The sequence below is a fragment of the Lysinibacillus sp. JNUCC 51 genome, assembly GCF_015999525.1.
In the GTDB taxonomy this organism is placed as follows: Bacteria; Bacillota; Bacilli; order Bacillales_A; family Planococcaceae; genus Lysinibacillus; species Lysinibacillus xylanilyticus.
This window is the reverse complement of sequence record NZ_CP065545.1, coordinates 2734882-2758668: the sequence shown is the minus strand read 5'-3', so window position 1 is coordinate 2758668 and position 23787 is coordinate 2734882. Positions and strand designations below refer to the sequence as shown.

Annotated in this window: 28 protein-coding genes and 2 pseudogenes; 12 read left to right on the top strand and 18 right to left on the bottom strand. The window is 36.2% G+C overall.

Features of this window, described 5'->3' with window-relative positions:
- Positions 1 to 56 precede the first annotated feature (56 nt).
- The 9 genes from JNUCC51_RS13360 to JNUCC51_RS13320 all read right to left on the bottom strand — a co-directional run bounded on the left by JNUCC51_RS13360 (position 57) and on the right by JNUCC51_RS13320 (position 7775).
- Positions 57 to 836 carry an alpha/beta hydrolase gene (locus JNUCC51_RS13360; RefSeq protein WP_337988469.1) on the bottom strand — a complete coding sequence of 260 codons (780 nt, stop codon included), beginning with the start codon at positions 834 to 836 and terminating at the stop codon, positions 57 to 59.
- On the bottom strand, positions 833 to 1615 hold the full coding sequence (locus JNUCC51_RS13355) for an ABC transporter ATP-binding protein (protein ID WP_337992229.1): 783 nt from the start codon (positions 1613 to 1615) through the stop codon (positions 833 to 835). The genes JNUCC51_RS13360 and JNUCC51_RS13355 overlap by 4 nt, the downstream gene beginning before the upstream one ends.
- A gap of 29 nt (positions 1616 to 1644) precedes the next feature.
- Positions 1645 to 2676, bottom strand: coding sequence for a FecCD family ABC transporter permease (locus JNUCC51_RS13350; RefSeq protein WP_443136951.1), 1032 nt, complete (start codon positions 2674 to 2676; stop codon positions 1645 to 1647).
- Positions 2669 to 3676 carry a FecCD family ABC transporter permease gene (locus tag JNUCC51_RS13345; protein ID WP_337988468.1) on the bottom strand — a complete coding sequence of 336 codons (1008 nt, stop codon included), beginning with the start codon at positions 3674 to 3676 and terminating at the stop codon, positions 2669 to 2671. The genes JNUCC51_RS13350 and JNUCC51_RS13345 overlap by 8 nt, the downstream gene beginning before the upstream one ends.
- A gap of 427 nt (positions 3677 to 4103) precedes the next feature.
- The gene (locus tag JNUCC51_RS13340; RefSeq protein ID WP_337988467.1) at positions 4104 to 5087 is read right to left on the bottom strand and encodes an ABC transporter substrate-binding protein; all 984 of its coding nucleotides are present in this window, start codon (positions 5085 to 5087) and stop codon (positions 4104 to 4106) included.
- Between the two features lie 226 nt (positions 5088 to 5313).
- Positions 5314 to 6144, bottom strand: coding sequence for a helix-turn-helix domain-containing protein (locus tag JNUCC51_RS13335; RefSeq protein WP_337988466.1), 831 nt, complete (start codon positions 6142 to 6144; stop codon positions 5314 to 5316).
- Complete coding sequence (locus tag JNUCC51_RS13330) at positions 6126 to 6608, bottom strand: DinB family protein (protein WP_337988465.1); 483 nt, start codon at positions 6606 to 6608, stop codon at positions 6126 to 6128. The genes JNUCC51_RS13335 and JNUCC51_RS13330 overlap by 19 nt, the downstream gene beginning before the upstream one ends.
- A gap of 23 nt (positions 6609 to 6631) precedes the next feature.
- Positions 6632 to 7138: a nucleotidyltransferase family protein gene (locus JNUCC51_RS13325; RefSeq protein ID WP_337988464.1), complete on the bottom strand. Its 507-nt coding sequence runs from the start codon at positions 7136 to 7138 to the stop codon at positions 6632 to 6634.
- Between the two features lie 103 nt (positions 7139 to 7241).
- A complete protein-coding gene (locus tag JNUCC51_RS13320) occupies positions 7242 to 7775 on the bottom strand; it encodes an alpha/beta fold hydrolase (protein ID WP_337988463.1) in 534 nt (177 codons plus the stop codon).
- A gap of 30 nt (positions 7776 to 7805) precedes the next feature.
- Between JNUCC51_RS13320 and JNUCC51_RS13315 the strand changes: the two are divergent.
- The 4 genes and pseudogenes from JNUCC51_RS13315 to JNUCC51_RS13300 all read left to right on the top strand — a co-directional run bounded on the left by JNUCC51_RS13315 (position 7806) and on the right by JNUCC51_RS13300 (position 10813).
- A pseudogene (locus JNUCC51_RS13315) lies at positions 7806 to 8908 on the top strand (IS4 family transposase).
- A 311-nt stretch (positions 8909 to 9219) separates the two neighbouring features.
- A complete protein-coding gene (locus tag JNUCC51_RS13310; RefSeq protein WP_337988462.1) occupies positions 9220 to 9963 on the top strand; it encodes a hypothetical protein in 744 nt (247 codons plus the stop codon).
- Between the two features lie 98 nt (positions 9964 to 10061).
- Complete coding sequence (locus tag JNUCC51_RS13305) at positions 10062 to 10310, top strand: hypothetical protein (protein WP_337988461.1); 249 nt, start codon at positions 10062 to 10064, stop codon at positions 10308 to 10310.
- An 11-nt stretch (positions 10311 to 10321) separates the two neighbouring features.
- Positions 10322 to 10813 (top strand): SRPBCC family protein, encoded by a 492-nt coding sequence (locus JNUCC51_RS13300; RefSeq protein ID WP_337988460.1) that lies wholly within the window; start codon positions 10322 to 10324, stop codon positions 10811 to 10813.
- Positions 10814 to 10980: 167 nt separating this feature from the next.
- Here the strand turns inward: JNUCC51_RS13300 and JNUCC51_RS13295 are convergent, their stop codons facing one another.
- The 3 genes from JNUCC51_RS13295 to JNUCC51_RS13285 all read right to left on the bottom strand — a co-directional run bounded on the left by JNUCC51_RS13295 (position 10981) and on the right by JNUCC51_RS13285 (position 12977).
- A complete protein-coding gene (locus JNUCC51_RS13295) occupies positions 10981 to 11325 on the bottom strand; it encodes a hypothetical protein (RefSeq protein ID WP_337988459.1) in 345 nt (114 codons plus the stop codon).
- 153 nt (positions 11326 to 11478) lie between these two features.
- Positions 11479 to 11991: a DNA-deoxyinosine glycosylase gene (locus JNUCC51_RS13290; protein ID WP_337988458.1), complete on the bottom strand. Its 513-nt coding sequence runs from the start codon at positions 11989 to 11991 to the stop codon at positions 11479 to 11481.
- 188 nt (positions 11992 to 12179) lie between these two features.
- The gene (locus tag JNUCC51_RS13285; protein ID WP_337988457.1) at positions 12180 to 12977 is read right to left on the bottom strand and encodes a DUF2268 domain-containing putative Zn-dependent protease; all 798 of its coding nucleotides are present in this window, start codon (positions 12975 to 12977) and stop codon (positions 12180 to 12182) included.
- A gap of 107 nt (positions 12978 to 13084) precedes the next feature.
- Between JNUCC51_RS13285 and JNUCC51_RS13280 the strand changes: the two genes are divergently transcribed.
- On the top strand, positions 13085 to 13342 hold the full coding sequence (locus JNUCC51_RS13280; RefSeq protein ID WP_337988456.1) for a hypothetical protein: 258 nt from the start codon (positions 13085 to 13087) through the stop codon (positions 13340 to 13342).
- Positions 13343 to 13442: 100 nt separating this feature from the next.
- Here JNUCC51_RS13280 and JNUCC51_RS13275 read toward each other — a convergent pair whose 3' ends face one another.
- Positions 13443 to 14180 (bottom strand): polysaccharide deacetylase family protein, encoded by a 738-nt coding sequence (locus tag JNUCC51_RS13275; RefSeq protein WP_337988455.1) that lies wholly within the window; start codon positions 14178 to 14180, stop codon positions 13443 to 13445.
- Between the two features lie 278 nt (positions 14181 to 14458).
- Between JNUCC51_RS13275 and JNUCC51_RS13270 the strand changes: the two genes are divergently transcribed.
- The 5 genes from JNUCC51_RS13270 to JNUCC51_RS13250 all read left to right on the top strand — a co-directional run bounded on the left by JNUCC51_RS13270 (position 14459) and on the right by JNUCC51_RS13250 (position 17606).
- The gene (locus JNUCC51_RS13270; RefSeq protein WP_256469487.1) at positions 14459 to 14581 is read left to right on the top strand and encodes a hypothetical protein; all 123 of its coding nucleotides are present in this window, start codon (positions 14459 to 14461) and stop codon (positions 14579 to 14581) included.
- 260 nt (positions 14582 to 14841) lie between these two features.
- Entirely contained in the window at positions 14842 to 15144 is a 303-nt protein-coding gene (locus JNUCC51_RS13265) for a YunC family protein (protein ID WP_049663111.1), read from the top strand.
- Between the two features lie 117 nt (positions 15145 to 15261).
- Positions 15262 to 15885 (top strand): DUF2238 domain-containing protein, encoded by a 624-nt coding sequence (locus tag JNUCC51_RS13260; protein WP_134023600.1) that lies wholly within the window; start codon positions 15262 to 15264, stop codon positions 15883 to 15885.
- A gap of 71 nt (positions 15886 to 15956) precedes the next feature.
- Positions 15957 to 16607 carry an SIMPL domain-containing protein gene (locus tag JNUCC51_RS13255; RefSeq protein ID WP_337988454.1) on the top strand — a complete coding sequence of 217 codons (651 nt, stop codon included), beginning with the start codon at positions 15957 to 15959 and terminating at the stop codon, positions 16605 to 16607.
- Between the two features lie 585 nt (positions 16608 to 17192).
- A complete protein-coding gene (locus JNUCC51_RS13250; protein WP_337988453.1) occupies positions 17193 to 17606 on the top strand; it encodes a helix-turn-helix domain-containing protein in 414 nt (137 codons plus the stop codon).
- A 94-nt stretch (positions 17607 to 17700) separates the two neighbouring features.
- Here the strand turns inward: JNUCC51_RS13250 and JNUCC51_RS13245 are convergent.
- From JNUCC51_RS13245 to JNUCC51_RS13225, 5 genes and pseudogenes are all read right to left on the bottom strand, one after another.
- Positions 17701 to 18357, bottom strand: a pseudogene (locus JNUCC51_RS13245) (uridine kinase family protein).
- An 85-nt stretch (positions 18358 to 18442) separates the two neighbouring features.
- Positions 18443 to 19099 carry a nucleoside/nucleotide kinase family protein gene (locus JNUCC51_RS13240; RefSeq protein WP_337988452.1) on the bottom strand — a complete coding sequence of 219 codons (657 nt, stop codon included), beginning with the start codon at positions 19097 to 19099 and terminating at the stop codon, positions 18443 to 18445.
- 26 nt (positions 19100 to 19125) lie between these two features.
- Positions 19126 to 19998: a DUF4097 family beta strand repeat-containing protein gene (locus JNUCC51_RS13235; protein ID WP_337988451.1), complete on the bottom strand. Its 873-nt coding sequence runs from the start codon at positions 19996 to 19998 to the stop codon at positions 19126 to 19128.
- 22 nt (positions 19999 to 20020) lie between these two features.
- Positions 20021 to 20719 (bottom strand): ABC transporter permease, encoded by a 699-nt coding sequence (locus tag JNUCC51_RS13230; protein ID WP_337988450.1) that lies wholly within the window; start codon positions 20717 to 20719, stop codon positions 20021 to 20023.
- Positions 20712 to 21635, bottom strand: a complete 924-nt coding sequence (locus JNUCC51_RS13225) for an ABC transporter ATP-binding protein (protein WP_337988449.1) — start codon at positions 21633 to 21635, stop codon at positions 20712 to 20714. The genes JNUCC51_RS13230 and JNUCC51_RS13225 overlap by 8 nt, the downstream gene beginning before the upstream one ends.
- Positions 21636 to 21792: 157 nt before the next feature.
- Here JNUCC51_RS13225 and JNUCC51_RS13220 point away from each other — a divergent pair, with 157 nt between their 5' ends.
- Together JNUCC51_RS13220 and JNUCC51_RS13215 are read left to right on the top strand one after the other, a co-directional pair.
- Positions 21793 to 22518, top strand: a complete 726-nt coding sequence (locus tag JNUCC51_RS13220; protein ID WP_337988448.1) for a response regulator transcription factor — start codon at positions 21793 to 21795, stop codon at positions 22516 to 22518.
- Entirely contained in the window at positions 22509 to 23603 is a 1095-nt protein-coding gene (locus tag JNUCC51_RS13215; protein WP_337988447.1) for a sensor histidine kinase, read from the top strand. Before JNUCC51_RS13220 ends, JNUCC51_RS13215 begins: the two co-directional genes overlap by 10 nt.
- The last annotated feature ends 184 nt before the right edge of the window (positions 23604 to 23787 follow it).

The following is a 23787-nucleotide window of genomic DNA, read 5'->3' as shown; positions in this document are numbered from 1 at the left end:
TGCATTTTTAAACAAAAATAAACCGCATCATCTCAAGATAATGCGGTTACTACTGCTTATTTTTTGTTCACAAAGCGTACTGCTCTGCTCATAACAGTTGGAACGATTGAAGCATGATTTTCCTCCAACGCTTCATAGAAGGATATATCCATGGTTTTCTGTAATTTATTCGCAATTTGTTGTGCATCATCTACCATAAAGGTTTCCAGTTCCCCTACCCCTATGAACAATTTTTCATAAGCAAATGGACGCTCTTTTATAAATTTTGATGCATAACTGAATAGTTCATGCTCATTCCACCAAATAGAAGGGCTAATAGCTATATAACGTTGGAAGGCTGCTTGATGATGGAATAATTGCCACAGCACAAAATAACCTGCTAATGAATGCCCAAGTAGTGCTTCATGCTGCATATTTACAGGGAATTGAGCCTGAATACTTGGCTTTAATTCCTCCTCTAAAAATCTACTAAAGTTCTCTGCTCCTCCATGTTTCTCATGGCCCTTACCTTTAAATCTTGCAGGATAAGTATACGTTTCGGCTTGTCCTGTAAAATCAAAAAATCGTCGTTCATGCATATCATCACCATGCCCAATGCCAACAACAACGGCTGGTAAGACTCCTGTTTTAGGTGCATTCCGACTTTGTAGGCGAACCGCTTCCTTTACAAGATGGAAATAAGACGAGCCATCTAATACGTATAAAACTGGAAAACCTCCTACCGGTACTTCTCCATTCGGTACATAGATATTAACCGTATACGTATAATCCGTAAACTTCGATACAATTTGCTGCGTCGAATAATCAAGTTCCTTCGCGACTTTCTCCTCAATCATTTGTCGGTCTCCTTCATAACATCATAGCCATAACATACTGGTGTTTTCGTAACTGGATCTTCCATAATACGTGCATTAATATTGAATACGTTCCGCATAACATCTGCACATAAAATTTCCTCAGGTGTTCCAGTTTTCATTACAGCCCCCTGCCTCATTGCAATTAAATGATCTGAATATCGTGCTGCGTGATTAATATCGTGCAATACCATAACAATCGTACAACGATGCTCTTCGTTTAAGTTTTTTACAATTTCTAGCACCTCTAACTGATGTGCCATATCTAAATAGGTTGTCGGTTCGTCTAATAGCAAAATACTCGTTTCTTGCGCTAAGGCCATTGCAAGCCATACACGTTGGCGTTGACCTCCGGAAAGCTGCGAAAGCTCTCGATTTCGGTACTCCATCGTATTTGTCACCTTTAAAGCCCATTCAATCATTTCCTCATCCTTTTTCGTTAAGCGATTAACATTATTTCGATGTGGGTAACGACCATAAGCAATGAGCTCTTCAACCTTTAACTGACCTGGAGCAATAGGCGTCTGGGATAAGATAGCGAGCTTTTTCGCAATTTCCTTCGTCGATAAATTTTGCATGTTTTGATCTTGTAAATAAACCGTGCCCTGCTGCTTCTTTAATATACGACCAATTGTTTTTAACAGCGTAGATTTCCCACATCCATTGGGACCTATTATGGTCGTAACCTTTCCTTCTTCTATTGTTAAATTCAAGCCTTCAAACACACGAACCTGCTCATAGCCAGAAGATAAATTTTCCATTCTAAATGCAGTTTGCACACTTTTTCCTCCTATGCCTTCGATTTCACTAGTAAATATAAGAAGTACGGAATCCCAATAATCGAGACAACAATACCAACTGCCAGCTCAGACGACGCAAATACTATTTTTCCTATAAAATCAGCTAAAACAAGCAGTCCCGCGCCTATCAACGCACTTACTGGCATGACGTAACGATGTTGTATACCAACAAGCTGTTTAGCAATATGAGGTGCCATTAATCCAACAAAACCGATACTACCTGATACTGATACACAAGCGCTGACTAAACCGACGCTTGCCAACAACAGCTTCATTTTCTCTTTTTCTACCGCTATCCCTAAGCTAGTAATACTATCCTCTTCTAATTGAAAATAATCGAGCAAATATGATTTCCGATAAACATAAAAGCCTAATAAAATAAGCCATGGCAGCATAGTCACAACAAAGATCCAGTTTGCATTATAAATAGAGCCTGCCATCCAAACTGCTGCATTTTCATAATCTTGAGCATTCATTTTCAATGATAAAAACAGTGACAATGCCCCAAAGCCACTATTAATCGCAATCCCCGTTAAAATTAGTCGTTGCATATCTAAATGACCATTTTTCCGGCCAAATGAGAAAATCAACACAGCTGCCATAGCACCACCGACAAATCCAAAAATCGGCATCATCAAAATGGAGAACCAGCTACTCATATCTGCAGATGTGAGACGTAATTGAAAGAAAAACATAAATATGACCACTGCTGCACCAGCACCAGCATTAATCCCTAATATCCCCGGGTCTGCTAGGCCATTACGCGTAATACCTTGTAGTACAACCCCTGCTATCCCTAGGCCCACACCTACTAATGCTGCAATGACAATGCGTGGTAAACGGAATTCAAAAATGACAAGATCAAATTTAGGATTTGGTTCAATGCGTAGCAATGTTTTTAAAACATCCATCACCGACATATCAAAGACACCATTTGTCAGATGGAGATAGCTGGCGCCTAAAATAAATAATATGAGGAAGGAAACAGTCATAACGAATACACTTGAGGTTTTTTTACGCACGTTTTTCACCTCCGTGTTTACGAACTAAATATAAGAAGAATGGGACACCAACCAAGGCCGTTAATACACCGATTGGAGTTTCGAATGGATAATTAACAAAGCGACTGAGTAAATCACAGAGCGCTAAGAAAAACGCACCTATTACAGCTGCACAAGGAATGATAAAGCGATAATCAACTCCAACAAGGAAACGTGTAATATGAGGAATGACCAACCCTACAAAGGCAATCTTTCCAACAAGTGCAACAGCCGTACCTGTTAAACAAACAACAGCAAGCATACTAATATTTTTCACCGCTTTTGTTTTTTGTCCAAGTCCAATAGCGATATCTTCTCCTAGTGAAGTTATTGTAATAGCCTTAGCTGATAATAAAGCAAGAACTAAACCAACTAGCCCGAATGGAATCGCTAGCACGAGCATATCCATATCCACCATATGTACCTTTGTGTTATACCAAACACTTACCGTTTGTGATACTTGGAAATACATCGCAACGGCTGTAGCAATACTGCTTAAAAACGTGCCAATGACGGTTCCAATAATGGCCAGTCTTACTGGTGATAAACCATTTCGAATTAAAGAGCCAAAACCAAAGACAATTCCTGCTCCTAATGCTGAACCGAGCATTGAAAGTAGAATCATTTGGTAATTAGGAAGCCCTGGGAAAAATACTATCGCTAACGTAATCACAAATGCAGAACCATCATTAACTCCCATTAATGAAGGGGATGCTAAATAATTTCGTGTAATACCTTGCATCACCGCCCCAGCTACTGCTAAAAATGCTCCAACTAGTAACACTGCGGCAATTCTAGGAATGCGTCCTGTTCGTATAATTTGGTGATCTACATTTGAAGGGTCAAATGCAGTAATCGCCTGCCACACTGTAATTGCACTGATGTCTTTTGTGCCATACATAACAGATACTAATGCCAAAATCGCAATTAGAAATGGAGAGGCTGCTACTATTGAAAATGCCACCATGTTTGTTTTTTTCAACTTCCACACCTTTTTCTATATCAATTATGCCTCGGCATACTTGTAGCTGTCGCTTTGCTTTCGCTACAGAAAACAATTGCCGCTGCCGCTTTGCTTTCGTGCAGAAAACTTTGCCGCTGCCGCTATACTTTCGTGCAGATAAACACTGCGTCCGGAATCGGCTTTGTGTCTGCACAAAGCACTCCTTTCCGATTCTGTGACATCCGCCGGAGGCTTTGGGCCAACAAATGTTTTTTGCGCGAAAGCGTAGTGCTAACGCAGCGGCAGTAGCACCGATGTTGATCACTCAGGCGTTTTCACAGGATGTGAAGTTCTTAGCCTGAGTTCCTCTTTTCAGCATGTGTCGCTGAAAGAAGTTAAACTCTATCTTATAAAAGGCTGATAATAGCCTGGTGATACCACCAAATCTACTACCAGCCTACCTAAACTATTTAAGTAATTTTTCAGCTGCGATATCTAAGAATTTAACCTTAGACCATGCAGTACCACCTTGTGCTAAAGGCTCAATTGCATTCACGAAAACCTGATTATTTTGTGATGCCTTTAAGCTTGCGAAAATCGGATTCTTTTGTAGCTCTTCCAATGCTTTTGGTGCATCAGCATTTTCTGATTCCTCGAATTGAAGGAAAATAGCATCAGGATTAACCTCTGCTAATGTTTCAAGCGATAGTTCTGCCTGTGCCTTTGCAGTGTTTAAAATCTCTGGTACTGGAGCCCCTAAATCTTCATATAGAACAGGGTTTAAGTAAACACCTGCTGGATAGATATACATCATGCCACCACGTACTCGAATAACAAGAACCTGCTTGCCCGCTAATTGCTCTTTAGATTTCACTTGAGAGTCAGCAACTTTCGCTTCATAATCAGCAATGATTTTTTTCGCTTCATCTTCTTTACCTGTAAGCTGGGCAAGTAATGTTAGATTCTCTTTCCAATTTGTAGAGACATGTGAGTATGGAATCATCGTTTGAATTTTTTTGAGCTTTTCAGCCATTTCCTCAGGGTATTTTGAGGAACCTAAAATAACATCTGGATCAAGTTTAAGAATGGCTTCAGTATTCGGGGACATTTTATTTCCTACAAGCTCAGCACCTTCTAATTCTGTAGCAAGATATGATGGAATTTTCCCACCGATATCAAGTACACCAACAGGCTTAATACCGAGCATTACTGCATCTTCCATAGATTCTAAACTTGCCGCTACAATGTTTTTCACTTCTGCAGGAAGTTCATATTTTTCGCCTAAGTATGTAATCGTCTGTGTTTTCGCCTGATTTGTTTGTGTTTCTGTCGCACTAGTTTCTGCGGCATTATTTGTAGATGTATTAGACTCTTCTGCTTTATCCGTTCCACACGCAGCCAAGGATAATGCTAACAGAGCAGGTGCACACATTTTAAAATATTTATTCATAGATATTCTCTCCTAACGAACTTAATTATATTGATAATGATAATCATTTTCATTTATAAGTCAATAGAATTTATCGTTTTAATTGATATTCATTATCATTTACGGATACTATCCTAACAAAGAAAAAACTTATTGTGAATGGACAATTTCATGAATCGCATGGACTTTTGCCAAGGCATAATTGATTTGCAAAAAAAAGCTGCTTCTTTTTTCAAGAAACAACTTTTTATACGTATTTAGCTTCCTCAATCATTAATTTTCGATAAGCTGTCGGGGACATTCCAGTACATTTTTTAAATACTCGACTGAAATAAAAGCAATCTGTATAACCTACACATTCAGCTATTTCCGCTACTGCTGAATCGTCATATTTTAATAGCTCCTTCGACCGTCGTATGCGATATTCCGTTAAATAAACGCTAGGATTCATCCCAGTATGCTGTTCAAACAAATAGGCGAACCTACGACGCTCAACGCCAAATTCTTCAGCAATTTTCGAAACAGAAAGTTGTTTAGCATAATTCTCATGTATATACTGTAAAGCTTGTTCTATCTGTTCACTAGATGTATTAAGAACCTTCACTTTTGCCGACATAAGAATGGCTTCCAATAGATTCATAAATAAAGTCTTTGCTTTGAATATTGACATATTATCTGGCATTGCTTGGCTTTCTACTAACTGCTGTACATAGTCAATAATTTTTGTATGATAGCCTGTATTGATTAAAAAGTGCTGATCTGAAAATGGATATTGAGGTATTTCTTCCGGAGGGATGTGATAATGAACAACTGCATACTCCCATTCTTTATCATCAGAAGCTTTAATTTCGATTGGCATTTGTGGCCCTGCATGTACGACCATACCCGGCTCCATTTCATAAGGAATACCGTTAAAGCTAAATATAGCACTACCAGCAAGTGGCACAACCAAGCCACACTTCCCAGGGGCTGTTGTTCGACCAATATCTATTTGACCTGGCTCCATCTTATTTGTAAAAACATCCGTAAAACTTACAGATGCGTGTGCATAATAATCAATTAAATGCTTGATATCCACTTTAAAGCTCCTATATTCTGGATTTGTGAAAAATGATGTAAATCATGCTCTACTAAACTAGCAAAATAACTGTAAAGTGTTAATTCTGAAGCACCTATTGTAAAAGGCTGTCGCCATTGCTCATCAACTATTTGATAAAGTACGTCAATTAGTCGCTGTCTCTGATTGATAAAATCGGCTATTGTCTCTTCTTTACTTTGTGCACGACTAGATTTTGCTGCATTAGCATTCATCTCTTCTACATCTGGCCCTTTTGGTAAGCCTTCTTCCGTAAAAAGAAACGGTAGACGTTGGTTTACCACGAATTCATCCCATGGAGTAAGATGGCCAATGACCTCTGCTACCGTCCATTTTCCAGGCTCTAAAGGAGTACGCCATTGTTCTTCTGTTAGGTTTGCTAAACTTTCCACAAATACGATAGATTTTTCATAATGAGAGATTATTTGATGTTTATTGTGATACAAGTCTTTAGCTCCTTCGCTTCATTTTAGTAGACAATCTGTAGCTTCGACCAACTTAATTCCCACTGCTTGTTACGAACTCTATTCAAATAAACCTCATGCATTGGAGACTCCTTCTGAAAATATGGTATAGGAGCGACAATTCCAGAAACTAAGTGCTTGATACCATGAGGTGCAGCTATCTCAAGTCTTCCATTAGTAAGTCTCACACCAATAGCTGTCGGTGTTTCTGGAAAATGAGCCATACCATCAATAGATGATTGAAAAGGTTCACTATTATTTACTACATGCATTCTCGCTTGATTTTTCACAGACCAAGGCTCATTCGGTAAATACTTCGTCAATTCTTGTTCATACTGCTTCTCATATTTTTCTAAAGAGTTTACTTTATCAAAATATATCACATCAATATCGGCTAATGGTGTTCTATATTCCTTTTCATGTAGATGATCCCACACCTTCGAGCGAATAAATCCAGCACATACCCATGAATCAGGTAATTGTAGTTTCTCTAAGGTTGTTAAAACTTTCATCATCCATTCATCTGTTGCAATTAAGCTTTTTAGCTCTTTTTCTGTTTTTATCAGTTTCAGTCACCTCTGAATTTGTCATACCTATGCTTGGGCCGCTTCCTTATTAATAATTCTCAACCCATGTTCTTATTTTTTTGGCAACATCCTTAGGTGCTTCACGAAAAATATCATGACCTGCATCAACTATTGGTTCAAAATTCAAGTTTTTAATTCTAGTTTGCAAAATTTGAATACTCTTCTTTCTAGTAGATTCTAATTCGCTTGGTTTTGTTGCATGGATTAAAAAAGTCGGGCAATGCACCTGTTCCACTATATCTGTGACTGGTTCCGCATATAAACCTTTTATTATGGATTGTCCTGTAAAAGTGGAAATCGTTAATCTGATTTCTCCATCCTGCTCCTTAACTTGTGCTCTTGACGCTTCTTCAAGCTCTTCAGACCAACGTGAAAGCTCTTCTTTTTCTGATTCAAAAAATATGTCCCAAGATGGGAATCTTACTTCATTGCAAAATTTCTCTATATCTTGTAATTCGTTTTCTAATGTCATGCCTAAATCTTGCGATGACAAATAACCGCCATCTAACAAAATTATCCCCTTTATTCGTTTAGGATATTTAGCAGCATAATGCAATGCCAAATCAGCTCCAAAAGAATGACCAATTAAATAATGAGATTATCATTTGAACAACGGCTTTCACCAATTTCAGCAGAAAAAATGCATGAATACGTTGAAAACCATCAATTAAATTACTATACAAAGAAGCTTCACATCGCTTCGTTTCTAAAATTATTATTGTATGCGCAGCTGCACGAAACAGAAAGCTTGCGTGCATTGCTATGTTTTCAGAAGAGCTTCAGCACACAACGAATCTCGAATCGATTAGCTTTTCGCAGATAGGACGTCGATTGAATCAAGTACCAACCGATTTCTTTCAGACCCTTTTTCTCGATTTAGTCGCGCAAATTCATCAAAAAACCGATTTTGAGCAGCATCGAAAAACAACAACACCTTTGAAAATTATTGATTCGAGTACGTTACCACTGAATTTGAATAACCATAAGTGGGCTAAGTTCCGCCAAACGAAATCAGGGGTGAAGCTTCATTTACATCTGGTATTTATGGAAAAAGGCCGTTCGTATCCCGGACAAAGCAGCGCTCACTAATGCGGTCGAACATGATCGTGGGCAGCTTGAAGTTCTGATCGATGATAAAGAATGCATGTACGTATTTGACCGTGGTTACTTGGATTATGAGCGATTTGACCGCATGACAGACGATGGCTATTCTTCGTATCCCGCTTGCGAAAAAATGCGGTAACACGAGTAATTGAAAACTTCAAATTACCAGAGAAATCAACGATTATATCAGATGAAATGGTTGTCATCGGCACACCGCAAAATCGTGCGGAAAATGTGTTTCGTTTACTGAAGGTGCTCGATTCAAAAGGCAATGAGCTGCATTTATTAACCAATCGGTTTGATTTGGATGCAGATGAGATCGCTAAATTGTACAAATCACGTTGGGCGATTGAACTATTTTTCAAATGGATGAAGCAGCATTTGAACATCAAAAAATTCTATGGCCAAAGTGAACAGGCTGTGCACAATCAAGTGTAAATAGCCATAATTGTGTACTGCTTGAACGTGTTGGCAAAGCTAGCTACCAATAGTTCACAAACGTACTTACAAATTAGCCGTTTCCTTAAAGTGTCCTTGTGGAAATCCGCACATATTTGGCTCCGAAAAATCAAAGGAAAGAACGTCCCGTAAAGGGTTCTATGTTCTATTGCCCTAGTCAAAGGTTATAGTGAAAATATGGATATTAACTACCTCTGCTTACATGTCTTCGTTTTCCCTCTAAAAAGGCTGAAAAATCTGAAATTTCAGTTAAAATTCATGCGACGGTAGTGAATAACTATCTATAATTCTAATTCAAAGAGGATGAAGAGGTGAAAATAGAATAACTTAGAATAGATTCACTAATCAGAAAATACTGAAATATAAATATATTAATAATTTGGAAATAATATGTTACATTTAACAAGAAATACAAAATTGTTAATAACTAGGAGGTTGTGAAATTGTTTAAAAAATTCGCTATTTCATCTGTCTTGTGTAGTTCATTTTTATTTTCTAGTATACCGTTTGCAAGTGCTGAAAGTGAAAGTTTGTCTGTAGTTAGCAAAGATTTTTCTAAAGCTGTCGTAGAATATAACGGTGAATTAGTAACTGTAAAATTTGATAATTCAGAGGTTTATGCTAATGCAACAGAGGATATTATAAAAGATATAGTAAGTCAATCTAATGCCGGAAATAATCTTATTATCTATGATATCTCGGATGGAGAAGAAAGTAGTTTAATGGACAATACAAATGCTTCTATCGATTCAGCTGAAGTAGCTCCTTTAGGTTTAATATATTCTTACTCTGTAACTAAGAAAAAAGATACGATCTATAATACACCTGCTGCTGCACAACAAGTAGCCTCAGTAGCTTATGGAGAAACATTAACTCTATCAACTTCTCTAACATATACAAACAGCGCCTCTATTAAGGGGACATTAGATGCAGATGGAGTTGGAGAATTAGAAGGATCCTTAAACTCTGCTGTTAGTTACACTTATACAAAAGGTAGATCATTAACTGGACCGGCGAAAGGGTATTCTACAAGAAATTACTACTTCACAAAATATGTAGATCATGGTGATTGGGAAGTAACTCGAAAAAATAACCTTACAGGTGGTAAAACTGTCTTTTCTGGTACTTACACTGAACCAACTGACGCAACTAATAAGTACTCTAATTGGTCTCAAGACTATAAATAAAATTAACTATACCGAGTAATATTACAAAGACCTTTTAATATAAAAGGTCTTTGTTATATCATTCGGTATCAATCATTTAAATAAAGGAGAATATACTTATGACATTATCTAATGAAAAGATATTTTTAAAAAACATACTATATTTGCTTATAATAGGCTTAATATTAGGACTAGGTATAGGGTTTTTTTGCGTACCTTCAAGCACTAAAGAATATTTGGGTGATGGCACTCTTGTGACAACTGAAGTAAGCCATTTTAAATATATTGTTAATATTATAAAAATAGGCTTTATATCCAGTGCTATTATGACTGTTGGGTATTTAATTTATAAATTTTTAAGAAAGTAAGGAGGATCCCCATGCTCGCTACTATTCAAAAGCAACAAGATAACTATGTCGTAAAATTTAACCGACCACTTTCACATTCTATTGATGCTGTTTGGGCAGTATTAACGGAGAATGAAAAGCTTCAAAAATGGATGAATAATTTAGAAATCATGGATCTTCGAAAAAATGGCACTATCCATTTTAATATGAATGATGGAACAAATGCCTATAAGGAAATAGCAATTACAGACTATGTAAAGAAGGAAGTACTCGAATTTGATTGGGGCAAAGATACGGTAAGATTTGAACTCACTCCTACTAGCAGTGGATCAATATTAGTATTACTTGAGTCGATTGGTGAGCTAACTGATCATACACCTAAAGATTTAGCCGGCTGGCATGTATGCTTAGGCTTGCTTTCAGATTTATTAAATGGAACTATACATGAAGAATTTCCAATAGAAGAATGGCAGAAATGGTTTGCGGAGTACAAGCAACTTGTGGATGATACAGAGGATATTTAAGCAGAAGTACCAATAAAACTCCTAAAGTGAAGAGACACATGCTTTAGGAGTTTTATTATTGCAAAAAAATAAAATGGTCAATGAAGGAAGATCTCCTTGGCCATTTTTTCAACACTCTGACCAATAAAAGTCCCTATTAATGAAACATAGCTTCTTAATACTCTTAATTACCATCTCGAACATTCATACGAGCGAATATTTCTTCTTGCAATAGTTTGGAAGCGCCAACCACTTCTGCTACTCCATCTGAACCCTGCAATAAACTCTCTTCCTACAGCAGTTAGGAAGAACCAAAAGCCTGTTCCATTAAACATCCATATATACGTATTCCTGAATAAACATGATTGAATTCCACTTGTACCTACCCCAAAAGGTGGAAGTGATGGCACAAAGCTAGGCGCTGGACCAAGAGGCATTTGACTCGCTGGTGGTGGACCAAAACCAGGCAGTCCAAATGAAGGTTCGAAACCGGGTTCTGGCAGTGGCATAATTTCTTCATATGGATTGTACATGATAAACCCCTCCCTTTACATAATTCAATATATGTAAAAGGGCTAATGACCGTTGAGCAGTTGCCTATTAACTTGTGTTTAGCCGTACTAACCGCATTCGTATTTTTCGGTTGGAATTATATAATAAATGCTACACTTTTCTTAGTAATGTAATTATCTAGGCAAATAAGAGTGCATTACTCGCCAATCCTCAAGCTTTTCTTTAAAAGATTTAATATTTTTACCTGGTATTGGGCTAGTCGAAGGCATTTTTTGATATGCCCGACCATCTAAAACTTCAAGACCAATATGCTTTTTAAATACCTCAAATGCCTTTGCACCATTAAAAAGCACTAACTCAATATTCGGATAGTGTTCAAAAAGCATTTTAAAATCATTCGGTTTTTCATTACGAATGGCCGCATCTAAGCTCCCTTTACGCTCGCACGATTCTACTGTATCCCAGAGGCCAATATGATTGTTCTTTAGCAATTTTAATCTTTGTTCATAATCCTGAGGTACATCCATCTCTAATATTTCCCCAATAATCGGCCAAAAGTGATTGCGTGGGTTACCGTAATATTGTTGCTTCTCTAATGATTGCTTCCCTGGCATTGAGCCGACGATTAACACCTTCGTTGACAAGTCAATAACTGGTGATAAAACATTTTTAAGTTCATTCGACATTACAATCACTCCTTCCCTATATTGTAACGGAGAATTTGTATCAATGTAATTAAAGGCATGTATCCAATTATTAGATTGCCGTTCCGACTGCGCGCTTTGTCGAGCACTACCCGCTTCGCTCCAGGGTCTTATCTGTGATACATTTCAACAAAATGCCATCCCCAGCTTTCAGTGATGAACTTTTTTGTTTATAATGAAAAATCAGACCCGGCCAGTATTTCATTTGAATTTTTTACATGCAGGTTATTGGATGAATGATTTTTTATATATGTCCTTACAATTTCATAACCAATACAATATCCTATCCATTGAGGGAGCTTTCCACCATATAAAAATTCAGCATGATTGTTTAAGCCCTGAATATTGATTTGAGGTAAAAAATGTCCCTTCCAAATTTCTAGCATTTTATCCACTGAGTAGGACCCTAACCATGGCGCTAACCATTTATCACCATAAATCTCCTCCACCGCACATTCTGCTAATCCCTCTAAAATTAAAGAATCTAACATCGTCACTTCGGCTAGAGATTTATTTAAATATTGCAGACGACAAACATGATTATATTCATGTGCGAATAACGCTTTAAGCTCCTGTTTTTCAAGCTCTCCAATATATAAAAACATAGCATTTGGATAGGCAACACCGTTTTTATTAGTAATAGTTTGCTCCTGCGTTATCGGAAAGATATAGATTGGTATATTTGGACCGCTCCATCTCTCCTTTAAATATATAAATTCCTTCTGTACTACTTCCCAAACATTTTGTTTTTTTAACTTGTGAATATCTATTTTTTCGTGTGATTTGAAAAGCCCCTGTTGCTGTAGTTCAAATTGAATTTCATCTGGAGATCCACCAATAAATATCTCTACTAAACGACCGCAAAGAATAGAACGTTGTAAGTCATCAGGATTTTGACCTTGACCGTGATTAAGCCTTTGACTAGCAATTAATTCATTGAGCCACTCATCTGTTGGTATTACTGACATACAATCCCTCCTTACTATAGCTTATGTCTGAAGTAGACAATCGGCTAGTGATAATGATTGCAACCGCATATATTAGCTTGTAAGGAAGTCGAAAGGAGGGATAGTTTGTGAATCCAGCTGATACTTATAATCTTTGTTGTCAATATCATGGTAAACGTGTAAGAATTGAAGAAAGATCTGGCAGAGTACATTATGGAGAAATAACTAGGGTGGATAGAAGACAGGTTTGGATTCAACCTGATAGACGCTTTGGCGGTTATGGTTTAGGTTATTGGGGTTGGGGTTATGGAGGAGCAGGTTTTGGTGTTGGAATCGCACTTGGAACGGTTGCCGGAATTGCACTAGCACCACTACTATTTTGGTAATATCGAAATGACTAATTATACTATCCGCTGCGTGATGACAGACTTACTGTCATTGGGAAAAAAATAAGCCATTTCATTACTGAGATGGCCTATTTTCCCTTTATTGTACTTTCTCTTGTTGCTGTTTACTTTTAATCAACTCGGATATTGTGACAAATGTATAACCTTGTTTTTTAAGTTCTGGTAAGATTTCTTCCAGTGCCTTAATAGTCTGCATACGATCGCCGCCTCCATCATGGAACAAAATAACATCTCCAGGCTTTGACCCCTTCATCACTTTTTGGACAATCTTGTTAACCCCCGGCTCTTTCCAATCTTGAGTATCCTGATGCCAAGACCACATTACTACCTTGTATCCATCCTTAACAGCAGCATTAATCATTTGATCATTATAGTTACCACCTACAGGACGGAACAAAACTGGTGAAAATCCAGTAATACCATAAATTATTTCCTTTGTCTTACGCAGTTGTGCATGTAATTCTGCTACGGAAACTTTAAACGGATGTGAATACGTATGATTGGCCAGCTCATGCCCTTCAGAATAAGAACGTAAAACAAGGTCTGGATATTTTTCTGCATTTTTTCCAATAATAAAAAAAGTAGCCTTTGCATCATACTTTGCCAATAAATCTAAAATAGCTGCCGTATATTTAGGATGGGGTCCATCGTCAAAGGTTAGAGCAATTATTTTGTCTTTTGTGTTAATGTCCCACACAACTTCCCCTGTCTCCTCATAATAAGGACGACCTTTATCCGCATAGGTTATCAGCCCTGTAAAAAATACCGATATGATTAAAAAACAAAGGGATAAGAACAATATATATTTACGTGTCATAAGCATCACCTCCCAAGTTCAAATTCACATATCTCCGTCAACTTACTATTTGCGAATTACAATGAATTATACTTGTATAGGTTTGGCTGTTTTCTCCTCTTAACTATTTCAAAAAATTCCTGTTATATTTTGAACAAAATGTGAAAACAATCACATAGTACTTTATTTTTTCACGGATTGATGTAAAACAAAAGATACAACTGATATATAACAACTCGATGAAAAGTTAACTATTTTAACAATTGTTATAGTACAAAATACAAAGGGGATGTTCCATTATGTGGATTATTACAGTTTTTGAACAAAATACTTATCGTATGTTCGAGTATAAAACTAAAAACGAGGCAACGGTTGCCTTAAAAAATTTCAAGCAAACAGCTATGCTTTCTTATACAAAATAAATAACGGATAGACTCACCGGAATGATGGAAAGAACCTTCGAAATGGTGGATATAACGACTGAAGCCGTGGATAAAGTCTCTGGATTGATGGATATAACATTCAATGTTTAAAAAGAAGAATCAACCCATGTTGATTCTTCTTTTTGTTGGGAAACAATTATGTCAACGTTGTTGTTTCAGGTAACAAATAATTTTAGTGAAAATGTCGAACACCTTTTTATCTATCGCCATATGTATATAGAGAAAAGGAGTGATTTCGGATGGTGATAATTGAGCCTATTATGATTAAAGGCCATTTTTTCACTGCAGTAGTTGTTCAATTGCCAAAAACAACACTGCTGACAATTTCAAATGATACGGGCTACATTATGTGTGGGGCTTTAGATGTTGGTCTATTAAATGATCGCTTAGCAGACCGCAAGATTATCGCTGGTCGAGCAGTTGGTGTGAAAACAATTGATGAGCTATTGACGGCTCCATTAGAATCAGTGACATATGAAGCGCATCAACTTGGTATTACTGAGGGAATGTCTGGTGTAGAGGCATTATTAAAAATGGTATAACACATTTTTTACAAAGCGTCAGTGCAATACGACTAGGCGCTTTTTTGCTTCTACCTTATGTAAAGGGTATAAGCTATTTACTCTATCCCTATACTTTAGATAAAAGGAGTGTTCGTTTTGTCTAAAGATAAACATCAGAAAATACACGTTATTTTGTTGTTAATAGTACTTATCATTTTCGTGTGGTCTGTAATAAAACCAGTATCCTATTTGGACTGGGTTGCAGAGGTAAGTCCTGCTGTCGTTGCAATTATTATTGTAGTCGCTATTTATAACAAGTTTCGCTTTACAACGTTTTCTTATTTTATCATTGCCCTTTTGTCTATTCTAACATTTATCGGTGGGCACTATACTTATGCGGAGGTTCCATTTTTCAACTGGATTAAAGAGGAGTTTTACTTAAAACGGAATGACTACGATCGTTTTGGGCATTTCCTAAAAGGTTTGATGGCCATTGTCATAAGAGAAATATTAATTCGAAAAACACCACTAGTAAAAGGCGCCTGGCTAACGGGCATAACGATAAGCATTATGCTTGCTATTGCTGCCCTCTACGAAATCATTGAATGGCTCAGTACAAGAATTTCAAAGGGTAGTAAAGGAGCCGAAGACTTTTTAGGTATGCAGGGAGATCGCTGGGATGCACAATGGGACATGTTTTCGGCCTTCCTTGGAACAATTTTAACTTTACTGCTATTTACAAAATTCCATGATAAATTATTGAAAAGACAGGCAAAGTAAATGATGATAAACAAATTTTCTCTGTAGCAAGCATAGCATAACTATATGAACCATTCGAAAGGTGGTATTTTATGTACTATGCAAATGTTAGTCAGCAATTGCCCCATACATCTCGCGTGATTGAGGTCACCGGAAATGGAAAAGTTATGGCTACTCCAAACTATGTTCAAATTCAAATAGAAGTCCAGACAAGAGGGAAAAATGTACAAGAGGTACAGCAAGAAAATGCAATAATTATGAATCGTGTCATCCAATCTCTTTTAGCTCTCCATATCCCGAGAGAAAATATTCAAACAGCTTTTTATACTATTACACCAGTTTATGATTATGAGGATGGCAAACAAATTTTTAAAGGCTACGAAGTAACAAATGCTATTACCGTTAAAATAACGGATACGAGCCAGATTGGTGAAATTATCGATACAGCAGTAGAAAATGGAGCAAATCGGATTTCCTCTATCCAATTCAACATCGACAATGTAGATACCTATTATCAACAAGCTCTCAGTTTAGCCCTTCAAAATGCTCAAATGAAGGCTAAAACAATTGCAGAGACGATGCATTTGCCTTTACAACCACAACCTATTGAAATTGTTGAGGAGCTAGAAAAATCCCCAGTTCTGTATAGATCAATGGCGATGATTGATTCCAAAATTTCCACACCTATTGAACAAGGTCAAATAGCCATTAATGCGACTGTTCGAGTGAAATTTCAATATTAAATTGTATAATTCCAAAGCGAAAACTCCTCTCATGGTTTGTCTAGACAACAATTACGATACGAGAGTTTTCGCTTTTCTCCTGCAGATAAATGTAAGATTATTGAATTTATAGAAAAATAACGGTTCATCACCATGACGTGTGGTTGACTTCCGTTCCGACTGAGCGCTTTGCCGCTGACGCTTCGCTTTCGCGCAGATAAAACATTGCCGCTGACGCTTCGCTTTCGCGCAGATAAAACATTGCCGCTGACGCTTCGCTTTCGCGCAGATAAAACATTTGCCGCTGACGCTTCGCTTTCGCGCAGAGCAAAGCTTCCTAGTGCATCCGATGCCCCCAAGGAGTCGTCCAGCCTCCACTCCAATCAACTAATATACAGCGCATATATTAAAAATATGTCATCCACAACTTTTGGTGATAACCAAAATAACTATAAATTTTAGAACCTAAACAACATTTTTCGAGAGGGTTTATAACATTGGCACTCTCATTCCATATTAAATCTAATTGCAACGTAGCGTTGCGGACTTGATACTATTGGTTTCGTTTGCAACAGCAGTAAATTTGATATGGTGATGATATCAAATATGAAAGGAATGGAAAAAATGCAAATTAGCAAATCGATTTTAGATTATCGTAAAAGTAATAATTTAAGCCAAGAACAATTGGCAAATAAAATCGGAGTTTCTAGACAAGCCATTTCAAAATGGGAACAAGATAAGGGAGCTCCAGATATTGAAAATTTAATTTTATTAAGCGATGAAATGAATATTAGTTTAGATAATTTAATTAAAGGTAACAGCAATATAAAAAAACAAATCGTGAATAATGAAAAAGCGGTAAAGTTTCATTTTCTTGTAATCTTATTTTTAGTTGCTATTGTAATTTATATAGCGTATTTTGCTTTTGTACACGATATTTTTATGATTGGATTTTTAATTGCAACGCTCTTTATGCTAGGTATTGAACTTTATGTTTACATGAGAAAACATTCGAATTAGTTACATCAAAATCCCAAGGAAAAGAGGCCTATCTACTTTTCCTTGGGATTCATCCACAATATATACGGAAATCAAGAACGGTCCGCCTACATGACTATATATTATTCAGGATTAAATGGATTTTTTCTAGCCATACTACTCCATCAGAAGTTTTAAAAATGATATCAAAATGATGGCTATACGAATGCATAAACCATTCATATTGAATCCGACGTTCTTCATGGGACTGCTTTAAATTGTCGATATCAGTTCCCCTTTCAAATACATCACGACCCGACCTTCTCATTAATTCCTTCTCACTATCTGTATAAAAATAAATTTTTAAATCAAATAAATTGAGATTAATAAATGCTACACTCATTCCCTCTACAATAGTTACTTTAGTTTTTGAAGAAAGTAACTCACTTTTCATATAATGCGTATCTATTGTCAATAAATCTAGACCTTCTCTAACCATCTGAATATCTCTTTCTAAGGAAGGCAAATGATGCGCCGCTGGATGACAAGCCGTCATTTTAAAACGATGGTTTTCATTTTGATATTTATAGTCGATAATTGTTTGCTTACGGACTTCCTAACTAACAATATACGGGTCTGTATTAATATAATTCACTTTATTTTGATTGAGACTATTTATAAGCTTATTGGAAAATGTTGTTTTTCCCGCTGCTCCATGTCCTGAGATGCCAATAATAATCCTTTTATCATTCACTTTTATCCAATTAATAATTTCTTGTAATATCTTATCCATGTTTATCCTCCTTTTTACAATAATTACAAAATAGGTGGTATGAAATTCAATTCATACCACCTTAATTTGCGAACATATAAGATTGCTATAGAAAGGAAGGGGCTTCGACATCATTGTTATTAATCACAATATCTGCATTTTCTTGAGGATTATATTCATTTAAGTAAAGGCCTGAAGCAGCGTGATACCTATTAAGAAACATAGTCTCTGCACTTTCATAGCTTCCGAATGCAATCGTCTCACGCTTTGCTCCCCTTTTTCTAGCTAGCTCAAAATCTGTCTGTACAAAAATTTTATAATCAAATAAATGTATTAGTTCTTTTTTCAATAAGAATGTTCCATCAACAATGAAAATGGTATCGTCTTTAGCCACCTGCTTTTCAGCGTTTACATATTCATCTTTTTCTAGATCTAATGAAATCGTCTGATACTGGCGATCTCCATTTTCCCCCAAAGGAATTAGCAAATTTTCCATTAGTGCTTGATAATCGTGTGCATCTTCATAATAACCTATTGCTGAATCCTTCCCTTGTCTATAACGAATTGCTCTTGGATTATGAAAATTGTCAATGCTAGTTCGTACTACTTCCTTTTTTCTTCGACGAAGCTCTTCAGCAAGTTCATTGGCAAGAGTTGTTTTCCCTGAAGCTGTTATTCCACTAATCGCTACTTTAATTGGATGGTGAAGTTGTAAATCTAAGATATGATCCGCTACTTTTGAAACAAGTTCACGTCTTAACATTCATTAACCTCACAGATTGTAAGTTTTTATTTTACGGTTATCATACCTTCTTTGCTAATTAGTTCCAATTTGTTTAACGCATCGCCAATCTTACCTGTCTTTAATTGATCCGTATGTTCTTCTTGCTGATAACCTTCTAAATTAACGCTTATGTCAGATGATTCACCGTTCGCTGTAACCTCTAATGATTTTGGTGCCTCTTTGTATGATATTGTAATATCTCCTGAAGTAGTTTCTACAAATAGTGCTTTTCCCTCGATGATTTCTTTCATTAAAACTTCACCGCTAGTCGAAGTAATTTTCGTTTTCGAACTGTTGACTCTAGTAATATAGTTATCACCGTTTGTAGCAGTTATTGTTAATTCATTTAAAGAACTGTCTACGATACTCAATTCACCATCTTTTGATGTAATTGTACCTTTATCAGCGGATAACCCTTTAATGACTTTAGCGCCAGAATCCGTCGAAATCGAAAGTTCTTCTGTTTCAATGTTGTTAATTTTGATATCACCATAGCTATTTTTTAATGCAATCTTGCTCACTGCATTTTTAGGAATATAAATGTGAATAGTATCTTTTTTTCCAAAGCTAAAGTTATTCATTACTCCTTCTTCAGTGTCTTGTTGAAGTACCTTTACTTTAATTCCGTCTTTCTTAATTTCAACAGGATTGTCTTGCTGCTTTTGTTGTTGCTTACCTTCATATTCAATTGTTAATTTTTCAGATTCCGTATTTTCTAATGCTATATCCCAAGACTCAATGTCTAATTCTAGTTCTTCAATTTCCTTAACATCAAAGGACTTTTCTTCAGTGATACTCTTTTCTCCATTGATTTTAAAGGTGAATAGTATTCCTCCTATTGCAATAACGAATATCAAAGCTATGATTACCTTTTTCACTTTACATCCTCATTTCACATTTTTAAGTTAAATCTACTTTGTCGACTTTATAATAGGACAGATAGCCGATAACCAGCCCTAATAGACACATTATTGTCGGGACAATGATAAATTGAAATAAACTAGCCGATGCATCCCCATTTGAAACCGTTGCATTAATAACAAATCCAATTAAAACAGCTGATGTAATTGTCGAAGCTGTTGATTTTTTTCGCATACCAAAGTACAAAGGAATTAGGCTTACCCCAGCCATCATAAATGCATTGATAAAAGTAGAAGGTATAGTAGCTGCCATCTCCTGTATCTCAGCAGGAGTTTCAAACAAGTTCATCATTGGATTTAAAAAATAAACAGCGATATTAATCATAAAGGTTGCAATGATAATGCTAAAAAAACAAAATCCGAAGACTAAAGAAAGCTTAGCAAGAATAACTTTTTTCCTTTTTAATGGATACGTAAATAATAATTGAACCGTCTTATTTTTATATTCATCAATAACTAAACGCGATAGAATAACACTCGAAAAAATGATAAAAACAATGCGAATTAATATATTTGTCAAAGACATAAAATCTGTATAATCTAGAAACATCATTTCATCTTCAGAACCAACAGCCATAAGTGCTACTGCCGCAAAAATTCCAATAATACAAATGATTAAGCCTTTAAAATAGCTAGACATACTATTCTTTTTCCATTCAAGTCTTAATAGTTTAAGCAATTTGATTCCCTCCATTAATAAGATTTAAGAAATACTCTTCTAAATGCTGTTGCTGTTTTTCAATACCATTGACAGCAACATTATTAAATATAAGTTCTTTATTGATTTGAGATTGAGAAATATCATGTTCAAAAATACGAATACAATGCTGATTGACAATTTCATATTTTCGAATACCTAACTTGTTCTCTAGCACATGAATCGCTTTATTTGCATCGTCTATTTTAATCTCCAGATACTCCATGTTCTCTTTTCGAATATCCTCCATCCTTACCTCTTTCAATAATTCCCCATGATGCAGAATGCCAATTGTATCTGCTATTGATTCGATTTCTGACACGATATGACTTGATATTAAAATGGTGATTCCAAGCTTCTCCTTTAGATGTAGCAAGAGTTCTCGAATATCTTTAATACCGATTGGATCAAGACCATTAATCGGCTCATCCAAAATAAGAATTTCTGGTTTAGCAACAATGGCACGTGCGATACCTAACCTTTGCTTCATCCCTAGAGAAAATTCATGTATTTTTTTATGTTCAACACCATTAAGACCTACTATCTCTAATGCCTCTTCAATAGCTCCTTTTTCATAAACTCCAAAATACTCACAGTGAAGCTCTAAATTCTCCTTCGCCGTTAGTCTGTCGTAAAATTCCGGGTACTCGATAATACTGCCTATTTTGCTCAAGTATTGATAGGAAGTAGTAGAAATGGATTGATTAAATATTTTTATATCACCTGAAGTTGGTTTTACTAAGTTTAAAATCATCTTCATAATCGTTGTCTTCCCAGCGCCATTCGGACCTAGAAACCCATAAATCTCCCCCTTCTTAACGTTCATATTGACATTCGAGACAGTTTCGATTCCTTTAAAGCTCTTACTTAATTGATGTATTTGAATAACGGTTTCCATGTTATTGACTCCTTACCATTTTGAATTCGTTACATTAAGCTTAATAAGTGAAAGTAAAATCAAAGTAAACTCGATGGAAAATGACAGTAATTTTTTCAAGAGAGTAAGGATATAAAGATCAGAAGCTGTTATGATGAAATTGAAATGAGGGATAAAAATGGAAACTGCTGAAAAAATCCTAATCGTAGATGATGAAATTGGCATCTTAAAATTATTAGAAATTACGTTACGGAAAGAAAACTTTATAAATATTGATACTGCTTCAACAGGCAAAGGCACACTACAGCTTGTAAAAGACAATTATTACGATATTATTTTGCTCGATATTATGCTACCAGATATAAGTGGCTTTGAACTTTGCACAGAAATTCGCAAACATACAAATACACCCATTATTTTTGTCAGTGCTCGCTCTACTGATTTTGATAAATTAACGGGATTAGGTATTGGCGGAGATGATTATATTACAAAACCTTTTAATCCTTTAGAGGTTGTCGCTCGAATAAAGGTCATTCTTCGACGTCAAAAAATGTATGAGAGTTCTCAGCAACAACAGAGTACAAAGTTTGATTTCGGTTACTTTGCTCTTAATCCCGAATCTGCTACATTAACCGTTCACAATCAGCTCGTCGAATGTACGGCTAAAGAGCTAGAGCTACTGCATTTCTTTTGTAAAAATCCAAATCGTATATTCACAACCTCACAGCTTTATGAATTCGTATGGGGAAATGATGTATATGGTGAGGAGAAAACCGTAACAATTCATATTTCAAAGCTAAGGAAAAAGCTTGGGGATGAAACGCGTAAACCTAAAATAATTGTGAATTTAAGGGGCATTGGCTATAAATTCATTCCACCGAAAGAGGATTCACTATGCGAATAAACACTCGGTTTACGTTGCATCTTGCACTGGGGATTATTCTGTGGATGCTTTTGAGTGGTATTTGTATTGTTATCGGACTCGAAGGTATTCTCCCACTCTTTAAAAAATCTGTTAGTGAGGATTATGAGAATTTACTAGTATTATGGATTTTTGGATTTAGTACCATTGCTTCTATTGCTGTATTTGGTTGGTATTTTGGAGGTCCTCTTGGTTTTATAATGTCATGGATTCATCAGCTATCACAGGAAAACTACACACAGCCAGTCGGACTATCTAAAATCTATACACGCAAAGGAAAGCTCCGCATGCGTTATATGTTATATCAAGAGGTACTTCAACACCTACAATCCTTATCAGGAAAATTAAAAGCTGCTGAAACAGAACGTGAAAAGGTTGAACAAGCGAAACAAGAATGGATTGCCGGTATATCCCATGATTTAAAAACGCCATTAACGTATATTACAGGCTACTCTACCCTACTATTAAACGATCAATACGATTGGTCCAAGGAGGAAGCTCGTTCCTTTATTCAAGAGATTGCTGATAAAGGTAAGCATATGGAGGAACTTATTCAAGATTTAAGTCTCGTCATACAGTTTAATAATACAGACGGTAAGTTACCCTTACATAAAACCAATCAGGATATTGTGGATTTTACTAAAAGAATCGTTGCCAATATAAGTAACAATCCACAGGCCAATGACTATATATTGCACTTTAAAACTGATACAACTGTTATAAATACTGACTTTGATACGAAATTGATGCAACGCATATTACAAAACATACTTATGAATTCCATTATCCACAATCCACCTAACACAAATATTTATACACAGATTTTTGATAGGGTAGAGCATGTAGAAATCCACATTGTGGATAACGGCGTAGGGATGTCTCAACACATGATGGAGAATATATTCCAACAATATTATCGTGGAACTACTACAGAATCATCTTCTGAAGGTACTGGACTAGGCATGGCAATCGTTTATAAACTCGTACAAGCTCATAACGGCACTATCTCAGTACAGAGCGATCCTTCTAATGGGACAACGTTTATTATTACATTACCTAAAAAATAATATGAAATTGAACATTTCTGGACTCCTCCTGAGCACTTCTTTTGTAAACCCGATCAGTTTTGAGGCGGGCCTGATCACTTTCAGGAACGGGCCGAACAATTTGAGGCCTGCCAGAACCATTCATGAAATCGTATTGTTTGACATATATTTAAGCATCAAAAATTGGCTCAATAAGGAGGATTCC